The 24,015-nt window shown below is 60.7% G+C and carries 20 protein-coding genes; 6 read left to right on the top strand and 14 right to left on the bottom strand.

Annotation, left to right across the window (positions count from 1 at the left end; all coding sequences use genetic code 11):
• On the top strand, positions 1-1,041 hold the full coding sequence (gene lipA, locus AB4N84_RS14020; protein WP_074757016.1) for a lipoyl synthase: 1,041 nt from the start codon (positions 1-3) through the stop codon (positions 1,039-1,041).
• Positions 1,042-1,256: 215 nt separating this feature from the next.
• Here the strand turns inward: lipA and AB4N84_RS14025 are convergent, their stop codons facing one another.
• The 5 genes from AB4N84_RS14025 to leuS form a co-directional block, all read right to left on the bottom strand.
• On the bottom strand, positions 1,257-2,591 hold the full coding sequence (locus AB4N84_RS14025; protein ID WP_460046757.1) for a lytic murein transglycosylase: 1,335 nt from the start codon (positions 2,589-2,591) through the stop codon (positions 1,257-1,259).
• Positions 2,592-2,679: 88 nt separating this feature from the next.
• Positions 2,680-2,838 carry an alternative ribosome rescue factor ArfA gene (gene arfA, locus AB4N84_RS14030; protein WP_074757020.1) on the bottom strand — a complete coding sequence of 53 codons (159 nt, stop codon included), beginning with the start codon at positions 2,836-2,838 and terminating at the stop codon, positions 2,680-2,682.
• A gap of 250 nt (positions 2,839-3,088) precedes the next feature.
• Positions 3,089-4,126 (bottom strand): DNA polymerase III subunit delta, encoded by a 1,038-nt coding sequence (gene holA / locus AB4N84_RS14035; RefSeq protein WP_460046758.1) that lies wholly within the window; start codon positions 4,124-4,126, stop codon positions 3,089-3,091.
• 42 nt (positions 4,127-4,168) lie between these two features.
• A complete protein-coding gene (locus tag AB4N84_RS14040) occupies positions 4,169-4,774 on the bottom strand; it encodes an LPS-assembly lipoprotein LptE (protein WP_074757024.1) in 606 nt (201 codons plus the stop codon).
• An 87-nt stretch (positions 4,775-4,861) separates the two neighbouring features.
• Entirely contained in the window at positions 4,862-7,468 is a 2,607-nt protein-coding gene (leuS, locus tag AB4N84_RS14045; protein WP_460046759.1) for a leucine--tRNA ligase, read from the bottom strand.
• A 303-nt stretch (positions 7,469-7,771) separates the two neighbouring features.
• Between leuS and AB4N84_RS14050 the strand changes: the two genes are divergently transcribed.
• A complete protein-coding gene (locus tag AB4N84_RS14050) occupies positions 7,772-8,155 on the top strand; it encodes a hypothetical protein (protein WP_074757028.1) in 384 nt (127 codons plus the stop codon).
• Between the two features lie 86 nt (positions 8,156-8,241).
• Positions 8,242-9,003: a YdcF family protein gene (locus AB4N84_RS14055; RefSeq protein WP_460046761.1), complete on the top strand. Its 762-nt coding sequence runs from the start codon at positions 8,242-8,244 to the stop codon at positions 9,001-9,003.
• A 139-nt stretch (positions 9,004-9,142) separates the two neighbouring features.
• On the opposite strand, the gene lnt is transcribed toward AB4N84_RS14055, so the two are convergent.
• The 5 genes from lnt to miaB form a co-directional block, all read right to left on the bottom strand.
• On the bottom strand, positions 9,143-10,663 hold the full coding sequence (gene lnt / locus AB4N84_RS14060; RefSeq protein ID WP_460046763.1) for an apolipoprotein N-acyltransferase: 1,521 nt from the start codon (positions 10,661-10,663) through the stop codon (positions 9,143-9,145).
• 27 nt (positions 10,664-10,690) lie between these two features.
• On the bottom strand, positions 10,691-11,533 hold the full coding sequence (locus AB4N84_RS14065; protein WP_074757034.1) for an HlyC/CorC family transporter: 843 nt from the start codon (positions 11,531-11,533) through the stop codon (positions 10,691-10,693).
• Positions 11,534-11,538: 5 nt separating this feature from the next.
• Entirely contained in the window at positions 11,539-12,039 is a 501-nt protein-coding gene (gene ybeY, locus AB4N84_RS14070) for an rRNA maturation RNase YbeY (RefSeq protein ID WP_460046764.1), read from the bottom strand.
• Complete coding sequence (locus AB4N84_RS14075) at positions 12,032-13,036, bottom strand: PhoH family protein (RefSeq protein WP_074757038.1); 1,005 nt, start codon at positions 13,034-13,036, stop codon at positions 12,032-12,034. Before AB4N84_RS14075 ends, ybeY begins: the two co-directional genes overlap by 8 nt.
• A 252-nt stretch (positions 13,037-13,288) precedes the next feature.
• Entirely contained in the window at positions 13,289-14,617 is a 1,329-nt protein-coding gene (gene miaB / locus AB4N84_RS14080; RefSeq protein WP_074757040.1) for a tRNA (N6-isopentenyl adenosine(37)-C2)-methylthiotransferase MiaB, read from the bottom strand.
• 129 nt (positions 14,618-14,746) lie between these two features.
• Here miaB and AB4N84_RS14085 point away from each other — a divergent pair, with 129 nt between their 5' ends.
• On the top strand, positions 14,747-15,073 hold the full coding sequence (locus tag AB4N84_RS14085; RefSeq protein ID WP_062384926.1) for a DUF1820 family protein: 327 nt from the start codon (positions 14,747-14,749) through the stop codon (positions 15,071-15,073).
• 953 nt (positions 15,074-16,026) lie between these two features.
• Here AB4N84_RS14085 and AB4N84_RS14090 read toward each other — a convergent pair.
• The 4 genes from AB4N84_RS14090 to AB4N84_RS14105 form a co-directional block, all read right to left on the bottom strand.
• Positions 16,027-16,590: a tetratricopeptide repeat protein gene (locus AB4N84_RS14090; protein WP_074757042.1), complete on the bottom strand. Its 564-nt coding sequence runs from the start codon at positions 16,588-16,590 to the stop codon at positions 16,027-16,029.
• Between the two features lie 376 nt (positions 16,591-16,966).
• Complete coding sequence (hemL, locus tag AB4N84_RS14095) at positions 16,967-18,250, bottom strand: glutamate-1-semialdehyde 2,1-aminomutase (RefSeq protein ID WP_460046765.1); 1,284 nt, start codon at positions 18,248-18,250, stop codon at positions 16,967-16,969.
• 57 nt (positions 18,251-18,307) lie between these two features.
• Entirely contained in the window at positions 18,308-18,934 is a 627-nt protein-coding gene (gene thiE / locus AB4N84_RS14100) for a thiamine phosphate synthase (protein ID WP_074757046.1), read from the bottom strand.
• Positions 18,935-18,957: 23 nt separating this feature from the next.
• The gene (locus AB4N84_RS14105; protein WP_074757048.1) at positions 18,958-19,755 is read right to left on the bottom strand and encodes a hydroxymethylpyrimidine/phosphomethylpyrimidine kinase; all 798 of its coding nucleotides are present in this window, start codon (positions 19,753-19,755) and stop codon (positions 18,958-18,960) included.
• A gap of 328 nt (positions 19,756-20,083) precedes the next feature.
• On the opposite strand from AB4N84_RS14105, the gene AB4N84_RS14110 reads away from it, so the two are divergent.
• Both AB4N84_RS14110 and AB4N84_RS14115 read left to right on the top strand, forming a co-directional pair.
• The gene (locus tag AB4N84_RS14110; RefSeq protein ID WP_460046767.1) at positions 20,084-22,051 is read left to right on the top strand and encodes a sensor histidine kinase; all 1,968 of its coding nucleotides are present in this window, start codon (positions 20,084-20,086) and stop codon (positions 22,049-22,051) included.
• Between the two features lie 89 nt (positions 22,052-22,140).
• Positions 22,141-23,787, top strand: coding sequence for an acyl-CoA dehydrogenase family protein (locus AB4N84_RS14115; protein WP_460046769.1), 1,647 nt, complete (start codon positions 22,141-22,143; stop codon positions 23,785-23,787).
• Positions 23,788-24,015 lie beyond the last annotated feature (228 nt).

Raw genomic sequence — 24,015 nt, forward strand, 5'->3', positions numbered from 1 at the left:
ATGACTACTGCGCATGAGACGGCAGATGCCGTGCAAACCCTGATCCCGACAGCGAACGTGGTGACGCCTGAGCGTGCTGCACGTCCGAAAGTTGAAGCGGGTGTGAAGTTGCGTGGCGCGGAAAAAGTGGCGCGCATCCCGGTAAAGATCATCCCGACGGTTGAATTGCCGAAAAAGCCGGACTGGATTCGTGTCCGTATTCCGGTATCGCCTGAGGTCGACCGTATCAAGGCGCTGCTGCGCAAGCACAAGCTGCACAGCGTGTGCGAAGAAGCTTCCTGCCCGAACCTGGGCGAGTGCTTCTCGGGCGGCACCGCGACGTTCATGATCATGGGTGACATCTGCACCCGTCGTTGCCCGTTCTGCGACGTCGGCCATGGCCGTCCGAAAGCACTGGACGTCGACGAGCCGAAGAACCTGGCCGTTGCCATTGCCGACCTGAAACTGAAATACGTCGTGATCACCTCGGTTGACCGTGACGACCTGCGTGACGGCGGTGCCCAGCACTTTGCCGATTGCATCCGTGAAATCCGTGCCCTGTCGCCGAACGTGCAACTGGAGACGCTGGTGCCGGACTACCGCGGCCGTATGGACATTGCGCTGGAAATCACCGCAGCCACGCCGCCAGACGTGTTCAACCACAACCTGGAAACCGTGCCGCGCCTGTACAAGGCTGCGCGTCCGGGTTCGGACTATCAGTGGTCGCTGACCCTGCTGCAACGCTTCAAGGAAATGGTTCCTCACGTGCCGACCAAATCCGGCTTGATGCTGGGCCTGGGCGAGACCGACGAAGAAGTGATCGAAGTGATGCAGCGCATGCGTGAGCACAACATCGACATGCTGACGCTGGGCCAGTACCTGCAGCCTTCGCGCAGCCACTTGCCGGTTCAGCGTTTCGTGCACCCGGACACCTTCGCCTGGTTCGCCGAAGAAGGTTACAAGATGGGCTTCAAGAACGTTGCGTCGGGTCCTCTGGTGCGTTCTTCGTACCACGCCGACGAGCAGGCCAAGCTGGTCAAGTCGTTGCTGACGGCGGGCTGATCGCCAGCGTTATCGCCCCGCAAAAAAAACGGGCCGGATAGCAATATCCGGCCCGTTTTTGTTCGCCCGCCAATACCGCTTTATGAACGTTCACGGTGCTTCGGTTGAGGTCACCTCTCGTAGGAGCCGGCTTGCTGGCGAACACGGTGAGTCAGGTACGAAACAGTTGACTGACACACCGCCTTCGCCAGCAAGCCGGCTCCTACAGCGGATTTCTAGGGTCTTCTGAGATTATCCAGCAGCTCTTGCGTCGGATAACCATCGGCCGGCCAGCCAAAGGATTGCTGGGCGCTGCGAATGGCTTTGCGTGTGTTGGCGCCGATGATCCCGTCTGGAGCGCCGGCGTCGTACTGGCGGGCCGAGAGCAGGGTTTGCAGTTCGATGCGCTCAGAGCGACTTAGAGGGCGGTCACTGCGTGGCCATTGGCCTGACACATAGCCGCCACCGGTGAAGCGTTCCGACAACAGCCCGATGCCCAGTGCGTAGGAAGACGAGTTGTTGTACTTGAGGATCGCCCGGAAATTATCCATGACCAGGAATGCGGGGCCTTTGTAGCCCGCTGGCAGCAACAAAGCGGCTTGCTGCTGCAACAGATTGGCCGGTAGCGCCGAACCGTTTGGCAGCTTGAGGCCCATCTGCTGCCATTCAGCGATGGTTTTGCGTGTCGAGGCGTCAGCCAGGGCGTAATCGAAGCCTGGGACCAGTTGCACTTCAAAGCCCCACGGTTGGCCTTTTTGCCAGCCCGAGCTTTGCAAATAGTGCGCAGTGGACGCCAGCGCATCCAATGGCGAGTTCCAGATGTCGCGGCGACCGTCACCGTCGAAATCCACGGCGTGGGTGTTGTAGGTCGTGGGAATGAACTGCGTCTGCCCCATCGCGCCCGCCCACGAGCCCAGCATGCTCGGCGCATCGATGTCGCCGTGCTGAATGATCTGCAGGGCTGCGATCAACTGATCCTGAGCGAACTGCGGGCGGCGGCCTTCGTAGGCCAGGGTCGCCAATGAGCGAATCACCGATTGCGTGCCCTGAAACTGGCCGAAACTGCTTTCCATGCCCCACACCGCGACCAGTGCCTGACGATCCAGGCCGTAGCGCTGTTCGATCGCCGTCAGGGCGTCCGCGTACTGCGCCAGTAATGCCTGGCCTTTGCGTACGCGCACGGCAGACATCGCGCTGTCGAGATATTCCCAGACTGGACGGGTGAATTCGGGCTGGCTGCGATCAGCCTTGACCACGCTCATGTCTGGTGTGACACCGGCGAAGGCGCGGTCGAACACGTCAGGACGAATGCCTGCATTCAGGGCTTGGGCGCGGAACATGCTCTGCCACTCGCTGAAGCTCATCGCAGGCTGGATTTCAAAGTTGCTGTCGTCGGGCTGGGCCACGGCAGAGGGCACGGTGGGCGAAGCTTTGGCGACATTGAGAGGCGCGGTTTGAAGAGGTGTTGCGACGGCAGCGGTGGGTTGCTCCGCGCAGGCGACCAGTACAGAGAGACCGGAGGCGGCGATCAGTTGGCGAACAGGCCAACGACGGGGAAAACTAAAGGGCATTCTGGGGTCCACAGGTATAAACCGTAAGGTGCAGACCTTAACATGCTGGCCCGGCTGGCGGGGCGCCGGTCAGTAACCTGAAATGTTTTCAGGCCGCCATAACGGAAGAAGCCTCCCAGTTGTTCGACTGGAAGGCTTCGCGGCGGTAGCTGCCTTTGCCCTTGGCGGGTTGTTCCTGACGGCTTCGGAACAGTGGCTGGGCGATGATGGATTTGGCCTTGTTCGGCCGTTTCTTTGGCTTGCTCATGGCAGGTCTCTCTTTGCGGGGTGGGGGAAGCGGCGGTGATCATCGGGCATGTCAGCGCAGAGGTCTAATTGATCTGCGCTATGGGTTAGACGTGCGACCTGTAGGAGCGTGGCTTGTCCCGCGATCGGCGGGGAACCCGCCGCAAAATCAGGCAAATGCAGCTTGGCTGACACACCGCGTCTTTCGAATTTACGACGACTGCGTCGCCGATCGCGGGACAAGCCACGCTCCTACAGGGGGGCGTTGTGAATCATTCCGACGGCAACGCCAGCCGTTGTCCCGCCATTTGCAGCGACAACCGGCTCAAGCTGTTCCACACCGAGCCTTGGGCCTGGCCCTTGATTTGCGCGTCAATGTGCTGCGCGTCCATCAGCAATTGCGCCCAGCGACGCGCCGAATGCCGTTGCAGTGCTTTGCTCATCAGCGGTTTGCGCTTGTCCCAGATGGGCGGTCGCGCCTGGCTGAACGCCTTGTCCAGTGGCACGCCCTGGCTGTATTGCAAGGCCAGGTTGGCGAGCACGCGCAATTCACGGGACAGCGCCCAGAGAATCACCGGAGGCTCAACGCCTTCGCCGCGCAGACCTTCAAGCATGCGCAGGGCATGGGCGGCTTCACCATTGAGAATGGCATCGGTCAGCCCGAACACGTCGAAGCGCGCACTGTCCGCCACGGCGGCCTGCACGGTTTCGACGGTGATCTGACCCTGTTCGGCCATCAGCTTGAGCTTCTCGATTTCCTGCGCCGCTGCCAGCAAGTTGCCTTCAACGCGCGCGGCGATCAGTTCGACGGCGTCGGGGCTTGCGGCCAGACCTGCCTGCGAAAGCCGTTGGCGAATCCATTGGGGCAACTGGCTCGCATCCACCGGCCAGATCTGCACGAACTGGGTTTGAGCGCCTTCGACCAGCGCTTTGCCCCACTTGGTTTTCTGGGCGGAGCCGTCGAGCTTGGGCAGGCTGATCAGCAACAGCGTGTCCTCGGCAGGACGACTGCAGTACTCCAGAAGTGCTGCGGCGCCTTTATCGCCGGGTTTGCCAGACGGCAGACGCAGTTCCAGCAGGCGACGTTCGGCGAACAACGACATGCTCGCACCCGCCTGCAGCAAGGTGCCCCAGTCGAAGCTTGAATCGGCGCTGAATACCTGGCGTTCATCGAAACCCTGCTGCCTGGCAGCGGCACGGATGGCGTCGCAGGCTTCCTGGCATTGCAGCGGGTCATCGCCGCTGACGATGTACACGGGCGACAACGCACCCTGGAGGTGTTTGGAGAGCTGGGCGGGGGCGAGTTTCATGAGTCAGAAAAGGATGGGGCCGGCGAACCGGCCCCAGTGCCATTACTTGGACGGGATTTCGACGGGAGACTGCTGCGGCGTCTCGTCGCGAATGCGTTGAGCGGCCGCTTCCGCGTCAGCCTGTGCACGAGCAGCGGCGTCCGCCTTGGCTTGCAGTTCATCCAGACGCTCAGGTGTCAGCTGTTGCAGGCGGGCCAACATCTTCTGCACCAGGTCGCTGCGCACCTCTTTGCGGATCTGATCGGCTTCCTGGTCGGAACCGATCAGGTTGTTGCCGTCGTGAACGAAGATTTTGGTCGATTGCACGTTATCGTCCAGCAGCGTAACGCCCTTGCTGCCCTGGATTTCGTACTTCAGCACGGTGGTCAGCTCGTATTCAGCCGAGCGGCCCGACCCGACATAGCTCGCAGTGCGCTGGGTTTCGTCTTCGCGGGCCAGGAACAGCTTGTATTGCGCGCCGGTGTAAACATGCACGCCGCTGTTGGTCAGCGTCTGACGCAGTTGGGTCACGACTTCGCCGTAGGCATCACGCGCGCTCACGTCCAGTTCCTTGATCGACAAGGCGTTGGTGCCGGTGCCACGCAGCTGGAAACCGCAGGCGCTCAGCAGAACAGCGAGGCCCATTACCAGCAGATTGCGTTTGATCATCTTGTTGCTCCCCTTGAATCCGTTTGAGCCCGAAGTGCGGGCCCTGGAAGTATGTTGGGCGCCCGGCTCACCGGGCGCCCGATCCAATCAGCTGGCGACGATATTCACCAGTTTGCCGGGCACCACGATCACTTTGCGGATCGTCAGGCCGTCGATAAAGCGCAGGACGTTCTCGTTGGTCCGTGCTGCGGCTTCCACGTCTTCCCGGCTGGCGCTGGCCGGCATGTCGATCTGGCCGCGCAGCTTGCCGTTGACCTGAATCACCAGCGTCAGGCTGTCCTGTACCAGCGCGCTGTCATCCTGCACGGGCCACGTCGCATCGATCACTGCATCGCTGTGACCCAGTCGGGCCCACAGCTCATGGCTGATGTGCGGTGTGATCGGCGCCAGCAGCAACGTCACGGTTTCCAGACCTTCGTGAAGCAGCGCGCGATCCTGTTCAGTGGCTTGCGCGGCTTTTTCCAGCACGTTCATCAGCGTCATGACCTGAGCGACGGCGGTGTTGAATTTGTGGTTCTGCCCGACGTCGTGGCTGGCCTGCTTGATGGCCAGGTGAATCGAACGGCGAACGGCTTTCTGCTCTTCATTCAGGTTGGCGATGTCGAGTTTACCCGGCAAGCCCTGAGACACGTGGGCTTGCGCCAGGCGCCAGACACGCTTGAGGAAGCGGTGCGAACCTTCGACACCCGAGTCGGACCATTCCGCGCTCATGTCAGGTGGCGAGGCGAACATCATGAACAGACGGCAGGTGTCTGCGCCGAACTGGTCGATCATCGACTGTGGGTCGACGCCGTTGTTCTTCGATTTGGCCATCTTTTCAGTGCCGCCGATCTCGACCGGCAGGCCGTCTGCAATCAGTTTTGCACTGATGACCTTGGCCTTGGTGTCACGCTCGAGTTCGACATCCGCCGGGTTGAACCAGGTGTAGGCACCGTTGGCTTCGCGACGGTAGTAGGTTTCGGCGATCACCATGCCTTGGGTCAGCAGGTTCTTGAACGGCTCGTTGGAGCTCACAAGGCCTTCGTCACGCATCAGCTTGTGGAAGAAGCGTGCATAGAGCAGGTGCAGGATCGCGTGTTCGATCCCGCCGATGTACTGATCGACCGGCAGCCAGTGGTCGGCCGCGGATTTCTCCACCAGGCCACCTTCGAAGTGCGGCGAAGCATAGCGAGCGTAGTACCACGACGACTCGACGAACGTGTCCATGGTGTCGGTTTCACGCTTGGCAGGCTGTCCGCATTTCGGGCACTTGCACTCATAGAACTCGGGCATGCGCGCCAATGGCGAACCTGCGCCGTCCGGCACCACGTCTTCCGGCAGGACGACAGGCAGTTGGTCTTCCGGCACAGGCACGTCGCCACAGGCGTCGCAGTGGATGATCGGGATCGGGCAGCCCCAGTAGCGCTGGCGGCTGATACCCCAGTCACGCAGACGGAACTGGGTGCGCGACTTGCCGAGCTCCTTCTTGAGCAGGGCGGCTTCGATGGCATCGAATGCGCCCGCGAAGTCCAGGCCGTCGAACTCACCGGAGTTGATCAGTTGACCGTGCTCGCCGTAAGCGTCCTGCCATGGCGCAGGCGATGTGTCGCCCGCGCTGGTGCGGACCACCGATTTGATCGGCAGGCTGTATTTGTTAGCGAATTCGAAATCGCGCTCGTCGTGTGCAGGGACTGCCATTACAGCGCCATCGCCGTAGTGCATCAGTACGTAGTTGGCGACCCACACCGGCAGTTTTTCGCCTGTCAGCGGGTGCTCGACGAACAACGAGGTAGGCAGGCCTTTCTTTTCCTGCGTGGCGACGTCAGCTTCGGCGACGCTGCCGCTTTTGCATTCGTGAATGAACGCTTGCAGTTCCGGGTCGTTCTGCGCGGCCAGTGTCGCGAGTGGGTGCTCGGCAGCGACGGCGACATAAGTCGCGCCCATCAACGTGTCTGGGCGGGTGGTGAAGACTTTCAGCGCACCGGCTTCTCCGATGGACGCCTGATCGTACGGAAACTGCACTTCCATGCCGCGCGACTTGCCGATCCAGTTGCGTTGCATGGTCTTGACCTGCTCAGGCCAGCCCGGCAGCTCGTCGAGACTCTCCAGCAGTTCATCGGCGTAGGCCGTGATCTTGAAGTAGTACATCGGGATTTCGCGTTTTTCGATGACCGCGCCCGAACGCCAGCCGCGTCCGTCGATTACTTGCTCGTTCGCCAGAACGGTCTGGTCGACCGGGTCCCAGTTCACGGTGCCGTTCTTGCGGTAGATCACACCCTTCTCGAACAGGCGCGTGAACAGCCATTGTTCCCAGCGGTAGTAATCCGGCTTGCAGGTGGTGACTTCGCGAGACCAGTCAACCGCCAGACCCAGGCTGCGCAGCTGGGTCTTCATGTAGGCGATGTTTTCGTAGGTCCACTTGGCAGGCGCCACGTTGTTCTTCATCGCGGCGTTTTCAGCCGGCATCCCGAAGGCGTCCCAACCCATGGGTTGCAGGACGTTCTTGCCGAGCATGCGCTGGTAGCGGGAAATAACGTCGCCGATGGTGTAGTTGCGCACGTGACCCATGTGCAGCTTGCCGCTTGGGTAAGGGAACATCGACAGGCAGTAGTACGTTTCCTTGCCTGGCTGTTCACTGACTTCAAAGGACTTTTGCTCGTCCCAGAACGACTGAGCGGCGGCTTCGATTTCGCGGGGCTGATAGAGTTCGTGCATGGCTACTTTTGACTAGAGATTGGTGACCCTTGACCGCTTCGCTGCGTTCCCGGAGCGGACACATTCGCTTGCCTGGCTGAGCCTTCGGCGGTGCGATGCATTCGGGTCCGAGTGAGCCGAAGTGGAATTACAGGAAAGCGCCGTAGCATACATGAGGCCGAAGGATCGAGGGAAACCAAGATTGTGCCGTTGATAACCGCATAAGCCCCGCTAGCCGCCGTTGGTCGCGGCATCGCGCCTGTTTTTGCAGTGCCGCTAAGCTCAATTACGAGGGTATGTGTCTATCTTCAGTGAGGTGAACGGATGGCAGAGCTGCGGCACCAAGTAAAGAAACCTGATCTGTATGACCGTTTGATTGATCGTCTGGGGCTTGCTCTGGACATGGCGAAAACATCAGTCCGGCTTCGCAATGAATACCCCGTTGAACTGGAGTTGCGTGGATTGAGCCAAGCCGAATTCCAGTTGATCGAGGCGTATCTGGATGCCTGTCCGGATACGAAGAATATCGTTGTAAAAGAGGATTCACTGAACACAAAGAAGGGGAGTTCCAGCACTTCACGGGAGCCTTCGGAGCCGATGCGCGCCCCGCACCCTCTAGCCAATGTCATCTGGCTGAAGGATCAGCGTCGCGCCAAAGTGTCGGCAAAGTTGAGTCGTTACAGTTCCAGTAAGCATTTCAAGCGTTAACCTTCACGGGTATTAACCCCGTCTGATTAAGCATTGTTGCTTAGCGTCAATCCTTTTAGGCTTCGGGCATCTTCTGGAGATGCCCGATGCCTTTTCGTTACTTCATCAAAAACCTGTTGTTGCCGCCCGGTATTTTCCTGCTTCTTCTAGTGCTTGCCTGGTGGCTGAGAAGTCGCAGGCCACGGTTGGCGCGCGCGCTGTTTGTGATCGGGTTTGTCGGCATGTTGTCCATGAGCCTGCCGGTGGTGGTGCAGTGGTCGGCGCGGGGCATCGAAAGCATCCCGCCGTTGCCACAGGATCAATGGACCACTTTGGCCCAGCGCGCGGACGCCATCGTGGTGCTGGGGGCCGGGCGAGAGCGAAACGATCCGACGTGGGACCGCGATATCCCCACGGGCGTGGCGCTGGAGCGAATGCGGTTTGCAGCAAGGCTTTCGAAGGCATCCGGCTTGCCGATTCTGACGACGGGCGGGCTGCATTACGGTGAGCCGCCCAGTGAGGCGGCGATCATGGCCGATTCGTTGCGTGATGACTTCGGCGTAAATGTGCGTTGGCAGGAGGGCGAGAGCCGCACGACGTGGGAAAACGCCAACATGACCGCCGCGATCCTGCTGCCACAAGGGATCAAGCGCGTGGTGGTGGTGACCCAGGCCTGGCACATGCCGCGTTCGGTGTGGAGTTTCGAAAAGGCCGGATTCAGCGTGGTCCCGGCGCCAGTCGGTTTTTTGAGCGTGGACAACGCGCGGCCGTTTGGCGGCTGGATGCCCGAATCGAAGGCGGTCTGGCAGAGCGGCCAGCTGTTGAACGAAGTGGCGGGGCTGGTGGGGTATCGGTTGTTTTACCGATGATCTGGCTGACGAGTCGGATTCAACTGTGGGAGCGAATTCATTCGCGAAGTGGCGTTACATCCGACAGATTTTGATTGGATGTACAAACGCATCGCGAATGAATTCGCTCCCACAGATGATTTTCGTCGCTGCGAGCCTGTTAAACCGTCTTGGCAATCCGGCTCGCCACCAGCGCCCAGCCAATCAGCAGCACCGACACAATGATCAGCGGCCACGAACGCCAGTGCAGGTAAGGCGTCAGGTTGTGCATGGGCGTGACTTCGCCGTACATCACCGCTCGCTCGAATTGCGGCACGGTGGTGGTGATCCTGCCGAACGGGTCGATCAGCGCACTGACGCCATTGTTGGTCGCTCGAATCATCCAGCGGCCGGCTTCCAGTGCCCGCATCTGCGCCATCTGAAGGTGCTGCAAAGGCCCGATGGACGTGCCGAACCAGGTGTCGTTGCTCACCGTCAGCAACAGATCGCTTTGTGCCGACAGACTGGCCGCGAATTCTGGATACACCACTTCATAGCAAATGAACGGCGCGATCTGATACCCCTTGGCCTGCAGCAGTGGCTGCTCGGCAGGGCCGCGCGCGAAGTCCGACATCGGCAGGTTGAAGAAGGTGATCAGCCCGCGCAGCAGGTCCTGCAAGGGCACGTACTCGCCGAAGGGGACCAGCTTCTGTTTCAGGTAAGTGCCGTCGCCTTCCCCGACGACCGTAATCGCGTTGTAGTAGCGGTACTCGCCACGGCCACCTTTCTGACGCAAAGGGACGCCCGTGATCAATGCCGAGTTGCGTTCGGCTGCGAATTTCCCCATCACCGACAGGTAGCCTTCGACCGACTCTTTGAGGACGGGCACGGCTGTTTCCGGCCAGATGATCAAATCGGCTTTTTGTGCGGTAAACGTCATGTCCCGATAAAGCGCGAGCTGGGCATTCAGCGCCGCCGGGTCCCACTTCATGCTTTGCTCGACGTTGCCTTGCATGGCCGCGACCTTCAGCGGCTCGCCCGACGGTTCGGTCCAGGCGTGGTGCTTGAGTGCCAGGCCGATCACCCACGGTGCCAGCAGTAGAACAATGGCGGTCGCCAGAAAACTTTTACGTGCGCGCAAGCGGTGCAGATTGCACAGCAGCGCTGCGGTCAGCGCCAGACTGAAGGAGATCAGCCACATGCCGCCGAGCGGGGCGAGGCCTTTGAGCGGCCCGTCAAGCTGGCTGTAACCGGAGTACAGCCACGGGAAACCGGTCAGAAACCAGCCACGAAACATTTCCTGACCAAACCACAGCGCAGCAAACGCCAGCGCATCGGCCAGCGGCGCTTCATTGCGGCGGATCCAGCGTGCCCACAGCCAGGCGGGCAGGGCGAAGAAGAAGGCAACGGAAGCGCAGAACAGCACCATAAGGAAAACGGCGAGCCAGACCGGTGCTTCACCGTACGTGTGAATGCTCACGTAGATCCAGCTGGTGCCGCCGCCGAACAGGCCGAAACCGTAAGACCAGCCACGCCACAGAGCCTGGCGGGGCTTGAGGTCACGCAGCCCGAGATAAAAAACCACCAGCGCAACGATCGCCAGTGGCCAGATATCGAACGGCGCCAACGCCAGGGTGATCAGCGCGCCGGCCACCATGGCCAGCAGGTTACCGGGCCAGCCGGGGCGGGTGATCCAGCGCATTTACATTCCTTATTAAGGGATACGACGTTACGAGCGGGAGATCGGGCTCAGGCGCAGCAGGTGAATACGACGGCTGTCGGCATTCAGGATGCGGAAACGATACGCGCCGATTTCGGTGATTTCGTTACGCTTGGGCAGATGCCCGAACGCATTCATCACCAGACCGCCGACGGTGTCGAATTCGTCGTCGGAGAATTCGCTGTCGAAGAACTCGTTGAAGCTTTCGATCGGCGTCAGCGCCTTGACCAGGAAGTCGCCGCTTGGCAACGGCTTGATGTAGCTGTCTTCCTCGACGTCGTGTTCGTCCTCGATGTCGCCGACGATCTGCTCCAGCACGTCTTCGATCGTCACCAGACCCGCCACGCCGCCGTATTCGTCGATGACGATGGCCATGTGGTTGTGGTTGGCACGGAACTCACGCAGCAGCACGTTGAGGCGTTTGGATTCCGGCACGAACGTCGCCGGACGCAGCAGGTTCTTGACGTCGCCAGCGCCGCCGTTGTCCTTGAGGATCAATGGCAGCAGGTCTTTGGCGAGCAGGACGCCCAGCACGTCGTCGTGGCTTTCACCAATCACCGGGTAGCGCGAGTGCGCGGAGTCGATGACCGCCGGCAGGAATTCACGAGGGCTTTGGCTGGCCTTGATGCTGATCATCTGGGAGCGCGGCACCATGATGTCGCGCACCTGCAGGTCTGCGACCTGAATGGCGCCTTCGACGATGGCCAGGGCTTCGCTGTCCAGCAGCTTGTTTTGATGGGCTTCGCGCAGCAGCTCTAGCAGCTCCTGGCGGTTTTTCGGCTCATGGGCAAATGCCTGGGTCAGTTTGCCCAACCATGACTTTTGCCCGTTGCTCGATCGGTCTTCGCTCATAGCCCTTACTCGTGGTCCTTGCCTGGTGTTTCTGTGTTTGGGGTGTCGACGCGTTCATCGTCGGCGTAGGGGTCGGGATAGCCCAACTCTGCAAGCAACTCTCGTTCCAGTGCTTCCATCTCTTCGGCTTCGTCATCGTCGATGTGATCGTAGCCCAACAAATGCAGGCAGCCGTGAATCACCAAATGCGCCCAGTGCGCGTCCAGTGCCTTGCCCTGTTCGGCGGCCTCGCGGGCCACGACAGGGACGCAGATCACCAGATCGCCCAGTAACGGGATATCCAGGAGTTCATCGGGGACATCGGCGGGAAACGACAGCACGTTGGTGGCGTAGTCTTTGTGACGCCACGTGTGATTCAGTTCCCGGCCCTCGGCTTCGTCGACCAGCCGGATGGTCATTTCTGAATCCGCCGAGCGCGGGCGCAGGCCCATTTCACACCAGAGGCGGAATTGGGCTTCGCTCGGCGCGCTGGCTTGACTGGCGACCTGCAGATCCAGCTCAAGCATCGCGGCGGTTGTCCCGTGAGCCGTCCTGATCGTTGCGCTCTTCGAAGCGCTCGTACGCCTCGACAATGCGCTGCACCAGCGGGTGGCGCACAACGTCTTTGGGCTTGAAGTGGGTGAAGCTGATGCCGGGAACGTCCTTGAGCACTTCGATGACGTGATTCAGGCCGGATTTCGTGCCTTTGGGCAGGTCGATCTGGGTGATGTCACCGGTGATCACGGCCGTTGAGCCGAAGCCGATACGGGTCAGGAACATCTTCATCTGCTCGACAGTGGTGTTCTGACTCTCGTCGAGAATGATGAAGCTGTTATTAAGGGTCCGGCCACGCATGTAGGCCAGCGGCGCGACTTCGATGACCTGTTTCTCGATCAGCTTGGCCACGTATTCGAAGCCCAGCATCTCGTACAGCGCGTCGTAGAGCGGTCGCAGGTAAGGGTCGATCTTCTGCGCCAGATCGCCGGGCAGGAACCCGAGCTTCTCACCCGCTTCAACCGCCGGACGCACCAGCAGGATGCGGCGGATCTGCTCGCGCTCCAGCGCGTCGACAGCGGCAGCCACGGCAAGGTAGGTCTTGCCGGTGCCGGCTGGCCCGATGCCGAAGTTGATGTCGTTGGCGAGGATTTCCTTCACGTACCGCTGCTGATTCAGGCCGCGAGGGCGAATCATGCCTTTCTTGGTACGCAGGGCTACGCCGACTTCGGCGGCAGGGTGGTTATCCAGCTCTTCAACGCCGGACTCCTGCAGGAACAGATGCACCATGTCTGGCGACAGCTCGGTACTTTTGGTTTCCCGGTACAGTCGGCGCAGGAGGTTTTCTGCCGAAGTGGTTTGTTTTCGCTCACCGATCATCTCGAACTGGCCTCCGCGATTGCGGATCTCGATGTCCAGGCGCTGTTCGATCAGGCGCAAATGCTCGTCGAATTGCCCGCACAGATTGGCGAAGCGGTGGGCCTCGATAGGTTCGAGGCTGAAACGATGTGGTTCGATAGGTGCGTTCAAAGTGGTTTTTAGCCGCCCGACGGCAATAAAGGTGAAAGGAAGGATAACCCCTGCGGACGGTGTCCGAAAGGGCTCACTTACTAATGGTTGGATAAGCGTTCGCTGCAGGACCTGTAGGAGCGCGCTTGGTCTGGGCCGCATCCGGACGAATGCTATCTGTCTGACAAATGTGTGGTGACTGACACACTGCAATCGCGGGCAAGCGCGCTCCTACAAGGGCAGCGGGTCTTCCTTACATGGGGACGGCCGGGCTTATTGCAACAACGACCCGCGCAGCGAGTGCGGTTGAGCGCTGTCGATGTAGACGTCGGCGAACTGGCCGATCAGCTTCGGGTTGTCGCAGCGGAAGTTGACGATGCGGTTGTTCTCGGTACGGCCTTGCAGCTCGCCCGGGTCCTTCTTCGAGTAGTCGGTCACCAGAATGCGCTGCACGGTGCCTGCCATCTTGCGGCTGATTTCGAAGCCCTGGCGGTTGATCAGGTCCTGCAGCTGCTTCAGTCGCTCCTTCTTCACCTCTTCCGAGGTGTCGTCGGCGAGGTCTGCCGCGGGCGTGCCTGGGCGGGCGCTGTAAACAAAGGAAAACGAGAAGTCCATGCCGACGTCTTCGACCAGCTTCATGGTCTGCTGGTGGTCCTTCTCGGTTTCACCGGGAAAGCCGACGATGAAGTCCGAGCTGATGCAGATGTCGGGCACCGCCGCGCGCAGCTTGCGCAGGCGTGACTTGTACTCGAGCACCGTGTGATTGCGTTTCATCGCTGCCAGAATACGGTCCGAGCCCGATTGCACCGGCAAGTGCAGGTGTTTCACCAGTTCGGGGACTTCGGCGTGGGCCTGGATCAGGCTGTCCGAAAACTCCAGCGGGTGCGAGGTCGTGTAGCGGATACGGTCGATGCCGTCGATGGCCGCGACAACGCGAATCAGCTCAGCCAGGTCCGCAACGCGACCGTCGTGGGTCGTGCCGCGATAACCGTTGACGTTCTGGCCCAGCAGCGTCACTTCCCGCACGCCGTTTTCCGCCAGATGGAAAACCTCGGTGATGACGTCATCGAACGGGCGGCTGACTTCTTCGCCACGGGTGTAGGGCACTACGCAGAACGTGCAGTACTTGCTGCAGCCTTCCATCACCGACACATACGCACTCGGACCATCGACGCGTGGCTCGGGCAAATGGTCGAACTTCTCGATTTCAGGGAATGACACGTCGACCTGAGGCAGGCGTGTCGAACGCGCGGCGTCGATCATGTCCGGCAGACGGTGCAGGGTCTGCGGGCCGAAAACCACGTCAACATAGGGCGCGCGATCACGAATCGCCGCGCCTTCCTGACTGGCCACGCAACCCCCGACGGCGATCACCATGTCGGGATTGGCCAGTTTCAGTTCGCGCCAGCGGCCAAGCTGGGAATAGACGCGGTCCTGCGCCCGCTCGCGGATGGAGCAGGTGTTGAGCAGGATGACGTCAGCATCTTCCGCGCGAGCGGTGACTTCCAGTGCTTGATGTTCGCCCAGCAGGTCGACCATGCGCGAGCTGTCGTACTCGTTCATCTGGCAACCGTGGGTTTCGATGTAAAGCTTCTTGGCCATGCGGGTTCATCAGGTGATTCAAAGAACCGCGCATTATAGTGACCCCGGCCTCGGGTTCCTAGCGTCGTCTACCGAGCGGCATGCTATAGTTCGCGCCCTTTTTCAAACCCCGATCATTGCCTGCCTGTTATGACCAAACGCGAAGCTCCAATCTACAAGGTGATTTTTCTCAACCAGGGACAGGTGTACGAAATGTACGCCAAGCAGATCTATCAGAGTGATCTGTGGGGCTTCCTGGAGGTGGAGGAGTTCGTCTTTGGTGAGCGCACGACGGTGGTGGTCGATCCCAGCGAAGAGAAGTTGAAGGCGCAGTTCGACGGCGTAGTGCGCAGTTTCGTGCCGATGCATTCGATCGTGCGCATCGATGAGGTCGAGCGGATGGGGACGGCGAAGATCAGCGAAGCGCGTCAGACCGGGAATGTAATGCCGTTTCCGATGCCGATGCCTGATAAGTAGGTTTTTGGGTTTTTGGGTTTTGGATGGTGTGAATATCCGTTTCTGCGGTAACGGCGACCTAGGGTTCCGCTCTTACAGCGGGTCACTTTTGTAAAAGCGACAAAAGTAACCAAAAACGCTTTGCTCCTGGTTGGGTCCGACTTCGTCGGATTCCCGCACTCCGACGACGCTCCGTGGGCCCGCGCCGAACGGACATCCATGTCCTGACGGCGCTCTCGCGGCATCCATGCCGCTCGACCCACTGCGCGTCGTCTGCGTTTGGCCTGCACCCAAGTCGCGTTTGGCGGTGTCTGGACCGTCGCGTACAAGAGCAACGCTGGCTGGAGCTAACGCTCATCGCATTCTGGGTTCGTGCATCGGTCGTCCGCACCCCCCTCTTTATTGTAGGAGCGCGCTTGCCCGCGATCTGCCGGGAACCGGCAGCAAATCCGGTGCATGCGGAGTGTCAGGCATCATCGGGTCGTCTGATTTTGCTACCGCTGCGCGGTAGATCGTCCGAGTGCGGCCCAGAGCAAGCGCGCTCCTACATGTACAGCGTCAACCTGACGTTTCTGCTTCTGGTTTTGATCTGGCTTTTCATGCGCGACAGTCCAGACGACACACATCGCGACTTGGGTGCAGGCTGAACGCAGGCGATGCGCAGTGGGTCGAGCGGCATGGATGCCGCGAGAGCGCCGTCAGGGCATGGATGCCCGTTCGGCGCGGGCCCACGGAGCGTCGCCGGAGTGAAGGAACCCGACGGAGGAGGGCCAAACCAGGAGCAGGGCCTTTTTGGTTACTTTTTCGTGGTCCGACATTTCGGCTCTTGGAAAAAGTGACCCGCCGTAAGGGCGGAAAGGTGATTCAGCGCCACCCGAGAAAATGGATAAGCTCTCAAACCTTCTTGCTTTGAGGCTTTGCTAATTTCGGGAGTGACGAGCTTTCGTCGCCAAGCCAGGCGAAATTGAATCCGCTCAGGGCTTGGCGCTATCAGGAAACGGCGCAAACGGCGTGCGCCCTTCAGCCGTTTGCAGTTCAAGCAGGTACTTGCGGAAGATCTGACCCAATACTTGAGTCGCCACTTCCAGATCTTCCTTCTTCATCTGCCCCGACACTTCGTCGGCCTGATCCAGTGCATCTTCCGAACCGTTGACCGCCGCCATCTTCAGCACGATGTAAGCCTGAATGTTATTGGCCTGCACGCCCTCGCCACGGAAGAACATCAGACCCAGTTGATACTGCGCCTGTGCATGACCCTGTAACGAAGCCTGTTCGAAATAGTTGAGCGCTTGAGTGAGGTCACGCGGCGTGCTTTTGCCGTCGTAATAAAACTGTCCCAACTCGTATTGTGCCTGCGCATCCCCGCCTTGCGCCGCCTGCTGGCAGGCCGACAACGCTGCGGGCAGGTTGTCTGGCTGGGTATTGAGGGTGCAACGACCCACCGCTGGGATTAACAACGAGTTGCCACCTGCGTTCGCCAGCAGGGGATGAAGAAGCAACAGGCAGCCCAATGCAAGGGTGCGGCCGGTGCGGTTCATGGAAGTCGACTTACCTCTGAAAAAGGTGCGGGCATGCCCGTCCAGCTAAACGTGCTGGCTGCGCATTATGAAATAAGCAGGGCCAACCTTACAAAGTCTTTGCAGAATTTCTGCTGCGCGGGCTTGATTCGCCTGTAATCAGGCGGTCTGGCCGATCTGCGAAAGTAAATATCTAACAAAATAACCCGAGAACAACGCAATTCAACTGTAGGAGCGTGGCTTGTCCCGCGATCTGCCGGGTACCGGCAGTAACCCCTACTGATGCGATTATCTCTGACACTCCGCGTTCACCGATTCTGCTGTCGCTGCGCGACAGATCGCGGGACAAGCCACGCTCCTACGAGTTTTGAGCAGCCGTTGTTTCACCGGTGGCTCATTACTTCAGCTTCGCAAACGCCTTCTCGGCCGCATCCAGCGTCAACTGCAACTCTGCTTCGCCATGGGCGATCGAGGTGAAGCCCGCTTCGAATGCACTCGGCGCCAGGTACACGCCACCTTCGAGCATCGCATGGAAGAAACGCTTGAAACGGTCGGCGTCGCTGCTCATCACGTCCTGGAAGGTGACGATCGCCTTGGCGTCGGTGAAATACAAACCGAACATGCCGCCAGCCTGTGTCGTCACGAACGGAATGCCCGCCGCGTCGGCACGCTGTTGCAGCCCTTCGAGCATGCGCGTGGTGTAGGCGCTCAGTTCGTCATGGAAACCAGGACGGCTGATCAGTCGCAAGGTGGTCAGTCCGGCCGCCATCGCCAGCGGGTTACCCGACAGCGTACCGGCCTGATAGACCGGCCCGAGCGGCGCGATGTGCGACATGATTTCGCGTTTGCCGCCAAAGCAGCCGACCGGCATGCCGCCGCCGATGATCTTGCCGAAGGTGCTCAGGTCAGGTTTGACGCCGTAGTACGCCTGAGCGCCGCCGAGGGCGACGCGGAAGCCGGTCATCACTTCGTCGAAAATCAGCACCACGCCGTGCTTGTCGCATTCTTCACGCAGGCCTTGCAGGAAACCTGGCGCAGGCGGCACGCAGTTCATGTTGCCCGCCACAGGCTCAACGATGATGCACGCCACTTCCTGACCGACTTCCGCCAGCATCGCCTTGACCGCGTCGATGTCGTTGAACGGCAGGGTCAGGGTGTGTTTGGCGAACGCTGCGGGCACGCCGGCAGAGCTCGGCACGCCCTGAGTCAGTGCGCCGGAACCGGCTTTGACCAGCAGGCTGTCGGAGTGGCCGTGGTAGCAGCCTTCGAATTTGATGATGCTGTCACGGCCGGTGTAGCCGCGCGCCAGTCGGATTGCGCTCATGGTCGCTTCGGTGCCGGAGCTGACCATGCGCACCATTTCCATTGACGGCACGATCGAGCAGACCAGATCGGCCATCTCGGTTTCCATCGCAGTTGGCGCGCCGTAGGACAGGCCGTGTTCCAGCTGTTTGCGCACGGCGTCCAGCACGTCCGGGTGGCTGTGGCCCAGAATCATCGGGCCCCACGAGCCGACATAATCCACATAGCGCTTGTCGTCTTCGTCGGTGACGTAGGCGCCCGCGGCATGTTTGAAGAACAACGGGGTGCCGCCGACGCTTTTGAAGGCGCGAACCGGCGAGTTGACGCCACCGGGGATGTGTTTCTGTGCGTTGGCGAACAAGGTTTCAGAACGGGACATGATGAGGTCTCTGTTTGAATCGGTCATAAGAGGGCGTGCGGTCGGCCGGACTAGGGATCAGGCCGACTTGAACAAATCGTTGAAAGCGCGGGCGCGGCGTGTCACTTCCTGGGTGCTGTCAGCGCCGAACAGGCCATGCACCACGGCCAGCAGGTCGGCGCCATGGGCCACCAGCGGGGCGGCGTTTTCCAGGGTGATGCCGCCGATGACGGCAATCGGCAGATGGATGCGTTTGCGCGCCTGATCGAGCAGGTCGAGGCTACAGGTCGGCGCGCCAGGCTTGGTGTTGGAGTTGAAAAACCGGCCGAACGCGACATAGGTCGCGCCATCGGCTTTGGCTTTATCGGCGAGCTCCAGCTGCGCGTGGCAGGTGGCACCGACGATGGCCTTGTGGCCGAGCAACGCGCGGGCGTCCGGCAGCGAGCCATCGGTCTGACCCAGGTGCACGCCCACGCCGAGGCGCGCGGCGACTTCGGCGTCATCGTTGATGATCAGGCGGGTCTTGTAGCGCTCGCACAGTTTGAGCAACGCCGAGGCTTCGCGCAGGCGTTTGGTTTCGTCGCCGGATTTGTCGCGGTATTGCAGCAGGGTCACACCGCCCTCGAGGGCGGCTTCGACATAAGACAGGAATTTGCCGGCCAACAGTTGACTGTCGGTCACGGCATACAAGCCACGTAGTTTCATGAAGGTGCCTCTTTATCGTGGCGTTACGAGCAAAAATCCAGCGGCAGGCGGCGAGGAACGAACTGGCCTTTGCCCAGTTGTTCGGCGTCGCGCAACGTGCGCCAAGTGTAGTCCAGCGCGGTCTGCACAGCGCTGATCACGTCTTGGCCGAGCGCCAGGCGTCCGGCCAGGGCGCTGGCCAGCGTGCAGCCTGAACCGTGATAACTGCCTGGCAGGCGCTGACAGGTAAACGTCCGCGACTGGCCGTTGCGCAGGTAAAGGCGGTTGTGCACCTCGTGCTCGTCGCCGTGGCCGCCTGTGATCAGCAAGTGCTCGCAGAAGGGCAGCAGCTTTTCTGCGCATTCGTCGGCCGTGCCCTCGGGCAGTTCGGCGAGGATGCGTGCTTCAGGGAGGTTCGGCGTGGCAATCGTGGCCAGCGGCAGCAGGCGCTCGCGCATCGCATAACCGACTTCATCTTTGCCCAGGCGTCCGCCGCCACCGGCGCGCAGCACCGGATCGCATACCAGCGGAAGATGCGGATGGGCCTCAAGCAGCTCGACAACGGTATCCACCATCTCCAGCGAGCCGAGCATCCCCAGCTTTACCGCTGCTACAGTCGAGTCGTTGAGCACGGCATTGGCTTGAGCCATCACCCAATCGCGGTCAAGGACCCGGAAGTCAGTGACGTTCACGGTGTCTTGCACGGTCAGGGCCGTGACCGCAGGAGCGGCGTGGCAACCCTGTGCGAGCAGGGCTTCGATATCTGCCTGCAAGCCGGCGCCGCCACTGGGGTCGTGGCCGGAGAGACAGAGGACAACGGGGCGGGAGCTATAGATATTCATGGTGCGCGAGCTTACCACTAAAGCTTTTGCCGGGCCGCTGGTCGGCCGTAGATTTTTCGCGGCCAGGCACTGTAAGGCTCTAGCGCGATGGTTTCGGGGATGCCTGTGCCGATCGTCTTGAAAGGAAAAGGAAAGCTTGGCGTGCGACGATTAAGATGGTGTCATCTAGCTATCAATCGCTATGCTGTTGGCTTAGTTCGTCGTCCCTGCCAGAAGAGTGAATGCAAGTGCGTTGCCCGTTAAGCCTGTCGGCCCCTCTCAGGATCGTGTTGTCTCCAATGGAATGGGGCATTCACCACGCCGCCCAGAATGAAGCGGGTGGTGTTGCATGCGCTTTTTACTGACGCTGCTTTTCATGCTGCTGCCGATGCTGGCCGGCGCTGTCGAGTTCGACGAAAACACCCGGTCGTTGCCGTTGGGCCCTGCGACTCAGGTCTTCGAAGACCCCACTGGCACCGCCACGATCGAAGACGTTTCCTCGCCCCAGGGCGCCGCAAAATTTCGTGCACTGGAAGCCGGGTCGCTCAACGCCGGTTACTCGCGGTCGGCGTTCTGGCTGAAGGTGCAATTGACCTACAGCCCGACCAACCCCGTGGCATCGGCCGACTGGCTGCTTGAGCTGGCCTACCCGCCGATGGATCACGTGGACCTTTACCTGGCCAGCGACACCGGCCAGCCGAGTCTGACCTGGAAAACCGGCGACATGCTGCCGTTCCAAAGCCGCCAGATAAAACAGAACAACTACCTGTTCGACCTGAACCTGAAGGCCAATCAGAGCAAGACGGCGTACGTGCGCGTCGAAAGTCATGGCTCGATGCAGGCACCCCTCAATCTGTGGGCCAGCCACGCGTACATCGAGGAGCAGCCGTCGCGGTTGTACATCCTCGGGATGATTTACGGCGTGCTGGCGGTGATGCTGGTCTACAACCTGTTCATCTACCTGAGCGTGCGGGACACCAGCTACCTCTATTACATCCTCTATATCACCTGCTTCGGTTTGTATCAGGTGTCGGTCAATGGCGCCGGGATCGAGTTTCTGTGGCCTGACGATCCGTGGTGGGCCAACACGTCCACGACCTTCCTGATTGCCGCCGCGATCCTGTTTGCCAGTCAGTTCGCCCGCAAGTTCCTGCAGACGCCCCGGCTCGGTTTCTGGATGGATGGCCCGCTGTTGCTGATGATGGTGTGCGCGGCGGTGATCATGGTCTTGTCGCTGACCATGGATTACGGTATTGCCCTGCGCCTGGTCACGGCATTGGTGCTGATCTTCACGCCTGTCATTCTCCTGATCGGCATCGTTGCCTGGCTGAAAGGGCGTCGGGTTGCGCGGTATTTCATCTTTGCCTGGTCGGCGTTTCTCATCGGTGGGGTGATCAACGCCACCATGCTGCTGGGGCATCTGCCGAACAATTTCTGGACGATGTACGCCAGCCAGATCGGCTCGGTGGTGGAGGTCGCGTTGCTGTCGCTGGCGTTGGCCGACCGCATCAACACCATGCGCGAGCGTCAGGCGCAAATCATGGCGCAGTCGAGCAAAGACCTTGAAAAGCTCAACCAGCAGCTAGCGGTGAGTAACCGGTTGAAGGACGAGTTCCTGGCCACGCTGACCCACGAGCTGCGCACACCGATGAACGGCGTCATTGGGTCGCTGGAACTGATGCAAATGGAAGGCGCCGAAGACGACATCGAGTTGTATCGTCAGACCGCCGCGGATTCTGCGCAAAACATGATGGGCATCGTGAACGGCATCCTGACCCTGACCGAGCTTCAGGCCGGACGGATCAGTGTGCAGAACGAAGCCTTCAGCCTGCGGCATCTGTTGTTTCAGGTGCGCAGCGCATTCGAACCCCTTGCGCGCAGCAAGGCACTGACGTTGAGCGTCGAGCTGGCCGAGCACTTGCCGGACAGCCTGCAAGGCGATGCGTTGAAGCTGCGCCAATGCCTGGATTGCCTGATGGACAACGCCGTCAAGTTCACCAAGGCGGGTTCGATCAGGATTCGCGTCAACGGCCAGTGCACCGACGCCCATCACGTGCGCCTGCTGGTCGATGTGATCGACACAGGTATCGGCTTCAGCCGCCTGGACGAGGAGACGCTCTACGCTAACTTCTATCAGGTGGACGGTTCGATGACGCGCGAGTACGGCGGCCTGGGCATCGGGCTGGCGATCTGTCGGCAGTTGATCGAGTTGCAGGGCGGGCGACTGAGCCATCAGTCCGAGCCGGGCAATGGCAGCCAGTTCAGGTTGAGCCTGGATGTGGTGCGGGCGAAAGAGGGCAAAAGCGCCGTTATTTAGTCGTCTATGGCGCTTTGTTCAACGTCGGGTGCGTGATTCACTGGCTTTCATCTGCGCTTGCTGCGCAATGGCCGGACCGGAGTCGCCTTATGAACCTGCATCAGTTCGCCGAGACCCACGAGGTCACCAACCAGCCCCCGTCACTGGAGGGCGCCAACCTGTATCGCATCGACCTGCCGTTGCAGGAGTGGTCGAAGCGGTTCGGTGCAGGATGGGCGCAGTCGAAGATCGATGCGTACGGTGCTTTGGCGGGTGGGCCATTGATGGAAGCCGGCTTTCTCGCCAACCAGAACAAACCGGTGTTCGCCAGCCATGACCGTTACGGCCATCGCATCGATCTGGTCGAGTTCCATCCCGCCTATCACCAGTTGATGCAAACCGCCGTCGAGCACGGCATTCCCTCGCTGCCTTGGACCGACCCTCGCGAAGGCGCCCACGTCGCCCGCGCGTCCATGAGTTACCTGCACACGCAAGCCGAAGCGGGCAGTGGCTGTCCGATGACCATGACATTCGCCAGTGTGCCTGCGCTCAAGCTGCAGCCTGATTTGGCAGACGTCTGGCTGCCCAAGATTCTCGCGACCCAGTACGACCCGCGTAACGTCGGCATCGCCCACAAGGCGGGCGCCACCATTGGCATGGCCATGACCGAGAAACAAGGTGGTACCGACGTGCGTGCGAACACCACGCGGGCGTATCCGGTGGGTCAACCGGGGCCTGGCCAGGCCTACGAACTGGTGGGCCACAAGTGGTTCTGCTCGGCGCCGATGTGCGACGCCTTCCTCACGCTGGCGCAGACCGACAAAGGGCTGACCTGTTTCCTGCTGCCGCGCCATCGCCCGGACGACACCCGTAACGAGTTTTACATTCAGAGATTGAAGAACAAACTGGGTAACTGGTCCAACGCCTCCAGCGAAGTCGAGTTCCGTGGCGCTTTGGCGTGGATGGTCGGTGAGGAAGGGCGCGGGGTGCCGACGATCATTGAAATGGTCGCCATGACTCGCTTCGATTGCATGACCGGTTCCAGCGCCTTGATGCGCCAGGCACTGACTCAAGCCGCGCACCACTGCGCGCACCGCAGCGTCAGCGGCCGTCTGCTCAGCGAGCAGCCGTTGATGCAGAACGTACTCGCCGACCTGGCGCTGGAAAGCGAAGCGGCGTTGGCGCTGAGCCTGCGCATGGGGCGCTCGCTGGAGCGTCTGGACGATGCCCATGAGGCGCGGTTTGCCCGGCTGGTGACGGCGGTGGGCAAGTACTGGATCTGCAAACGCGCCCCCGCGATGATCAACGAAGCGGCTGAATGCATGGGCGGGGCGGGGTATGTCGAAGACACCATCCTGCCGCGCCTGTATAGAGAGGCGCCGGTCAACTCGACATGGGAAGGTTCTGGCAACGTGCAGTGCCTGGATGTCTTGCGGGCCTTGTCCAAGGAGCCGGGCGTGCTGGATGCGCTGTTCGACGAACTGGGCGATGGTCACGGGGACAGGCGTCTGGCGGCGCACATCGAGCAGTTGAAGACGGCGTTCAAGGACACCTCCGACATTCAGTACCGCGCGCGACAGTTGACCGAAGACATCGCCGTCGGGCTGCAGGCCAAGTTGCTGCTGGAAGCGGGAAACGCGGTGGTCAGCGACGGGTTTATCGCCGGGCGTATCGAGCAGCCGGGACGGGTATACGGCGCGCTGCCGCGAGGGGTGGATGTCGAGGCGCTCGTGGCCAGGTCCTCGCCGCAAGTCTGAAACGTTGAGCTGAAAGTGTAGGAAATCTGCTTCTGCCCGTAGGAGCGTCGCTTGTCCCGCGATCGGCTGCGCAGCAGTCGTGAACCATACGCCTTGGTGGTGTCAGGACTGTTGAGTTTGCAGCCATTGCTGGCGGTTCCCGCCAGATCGCGGGACAAGCCACGCTCCTACACCGGTTTTCGGTCGGACGGTGATCGTGCGGCGGGTGAAAGTCCCTGTAGGAGCCAT

The sequence above is a fragment of the Pseudomonas sp. S2_H01 genome (assembly GCF_054668305.1).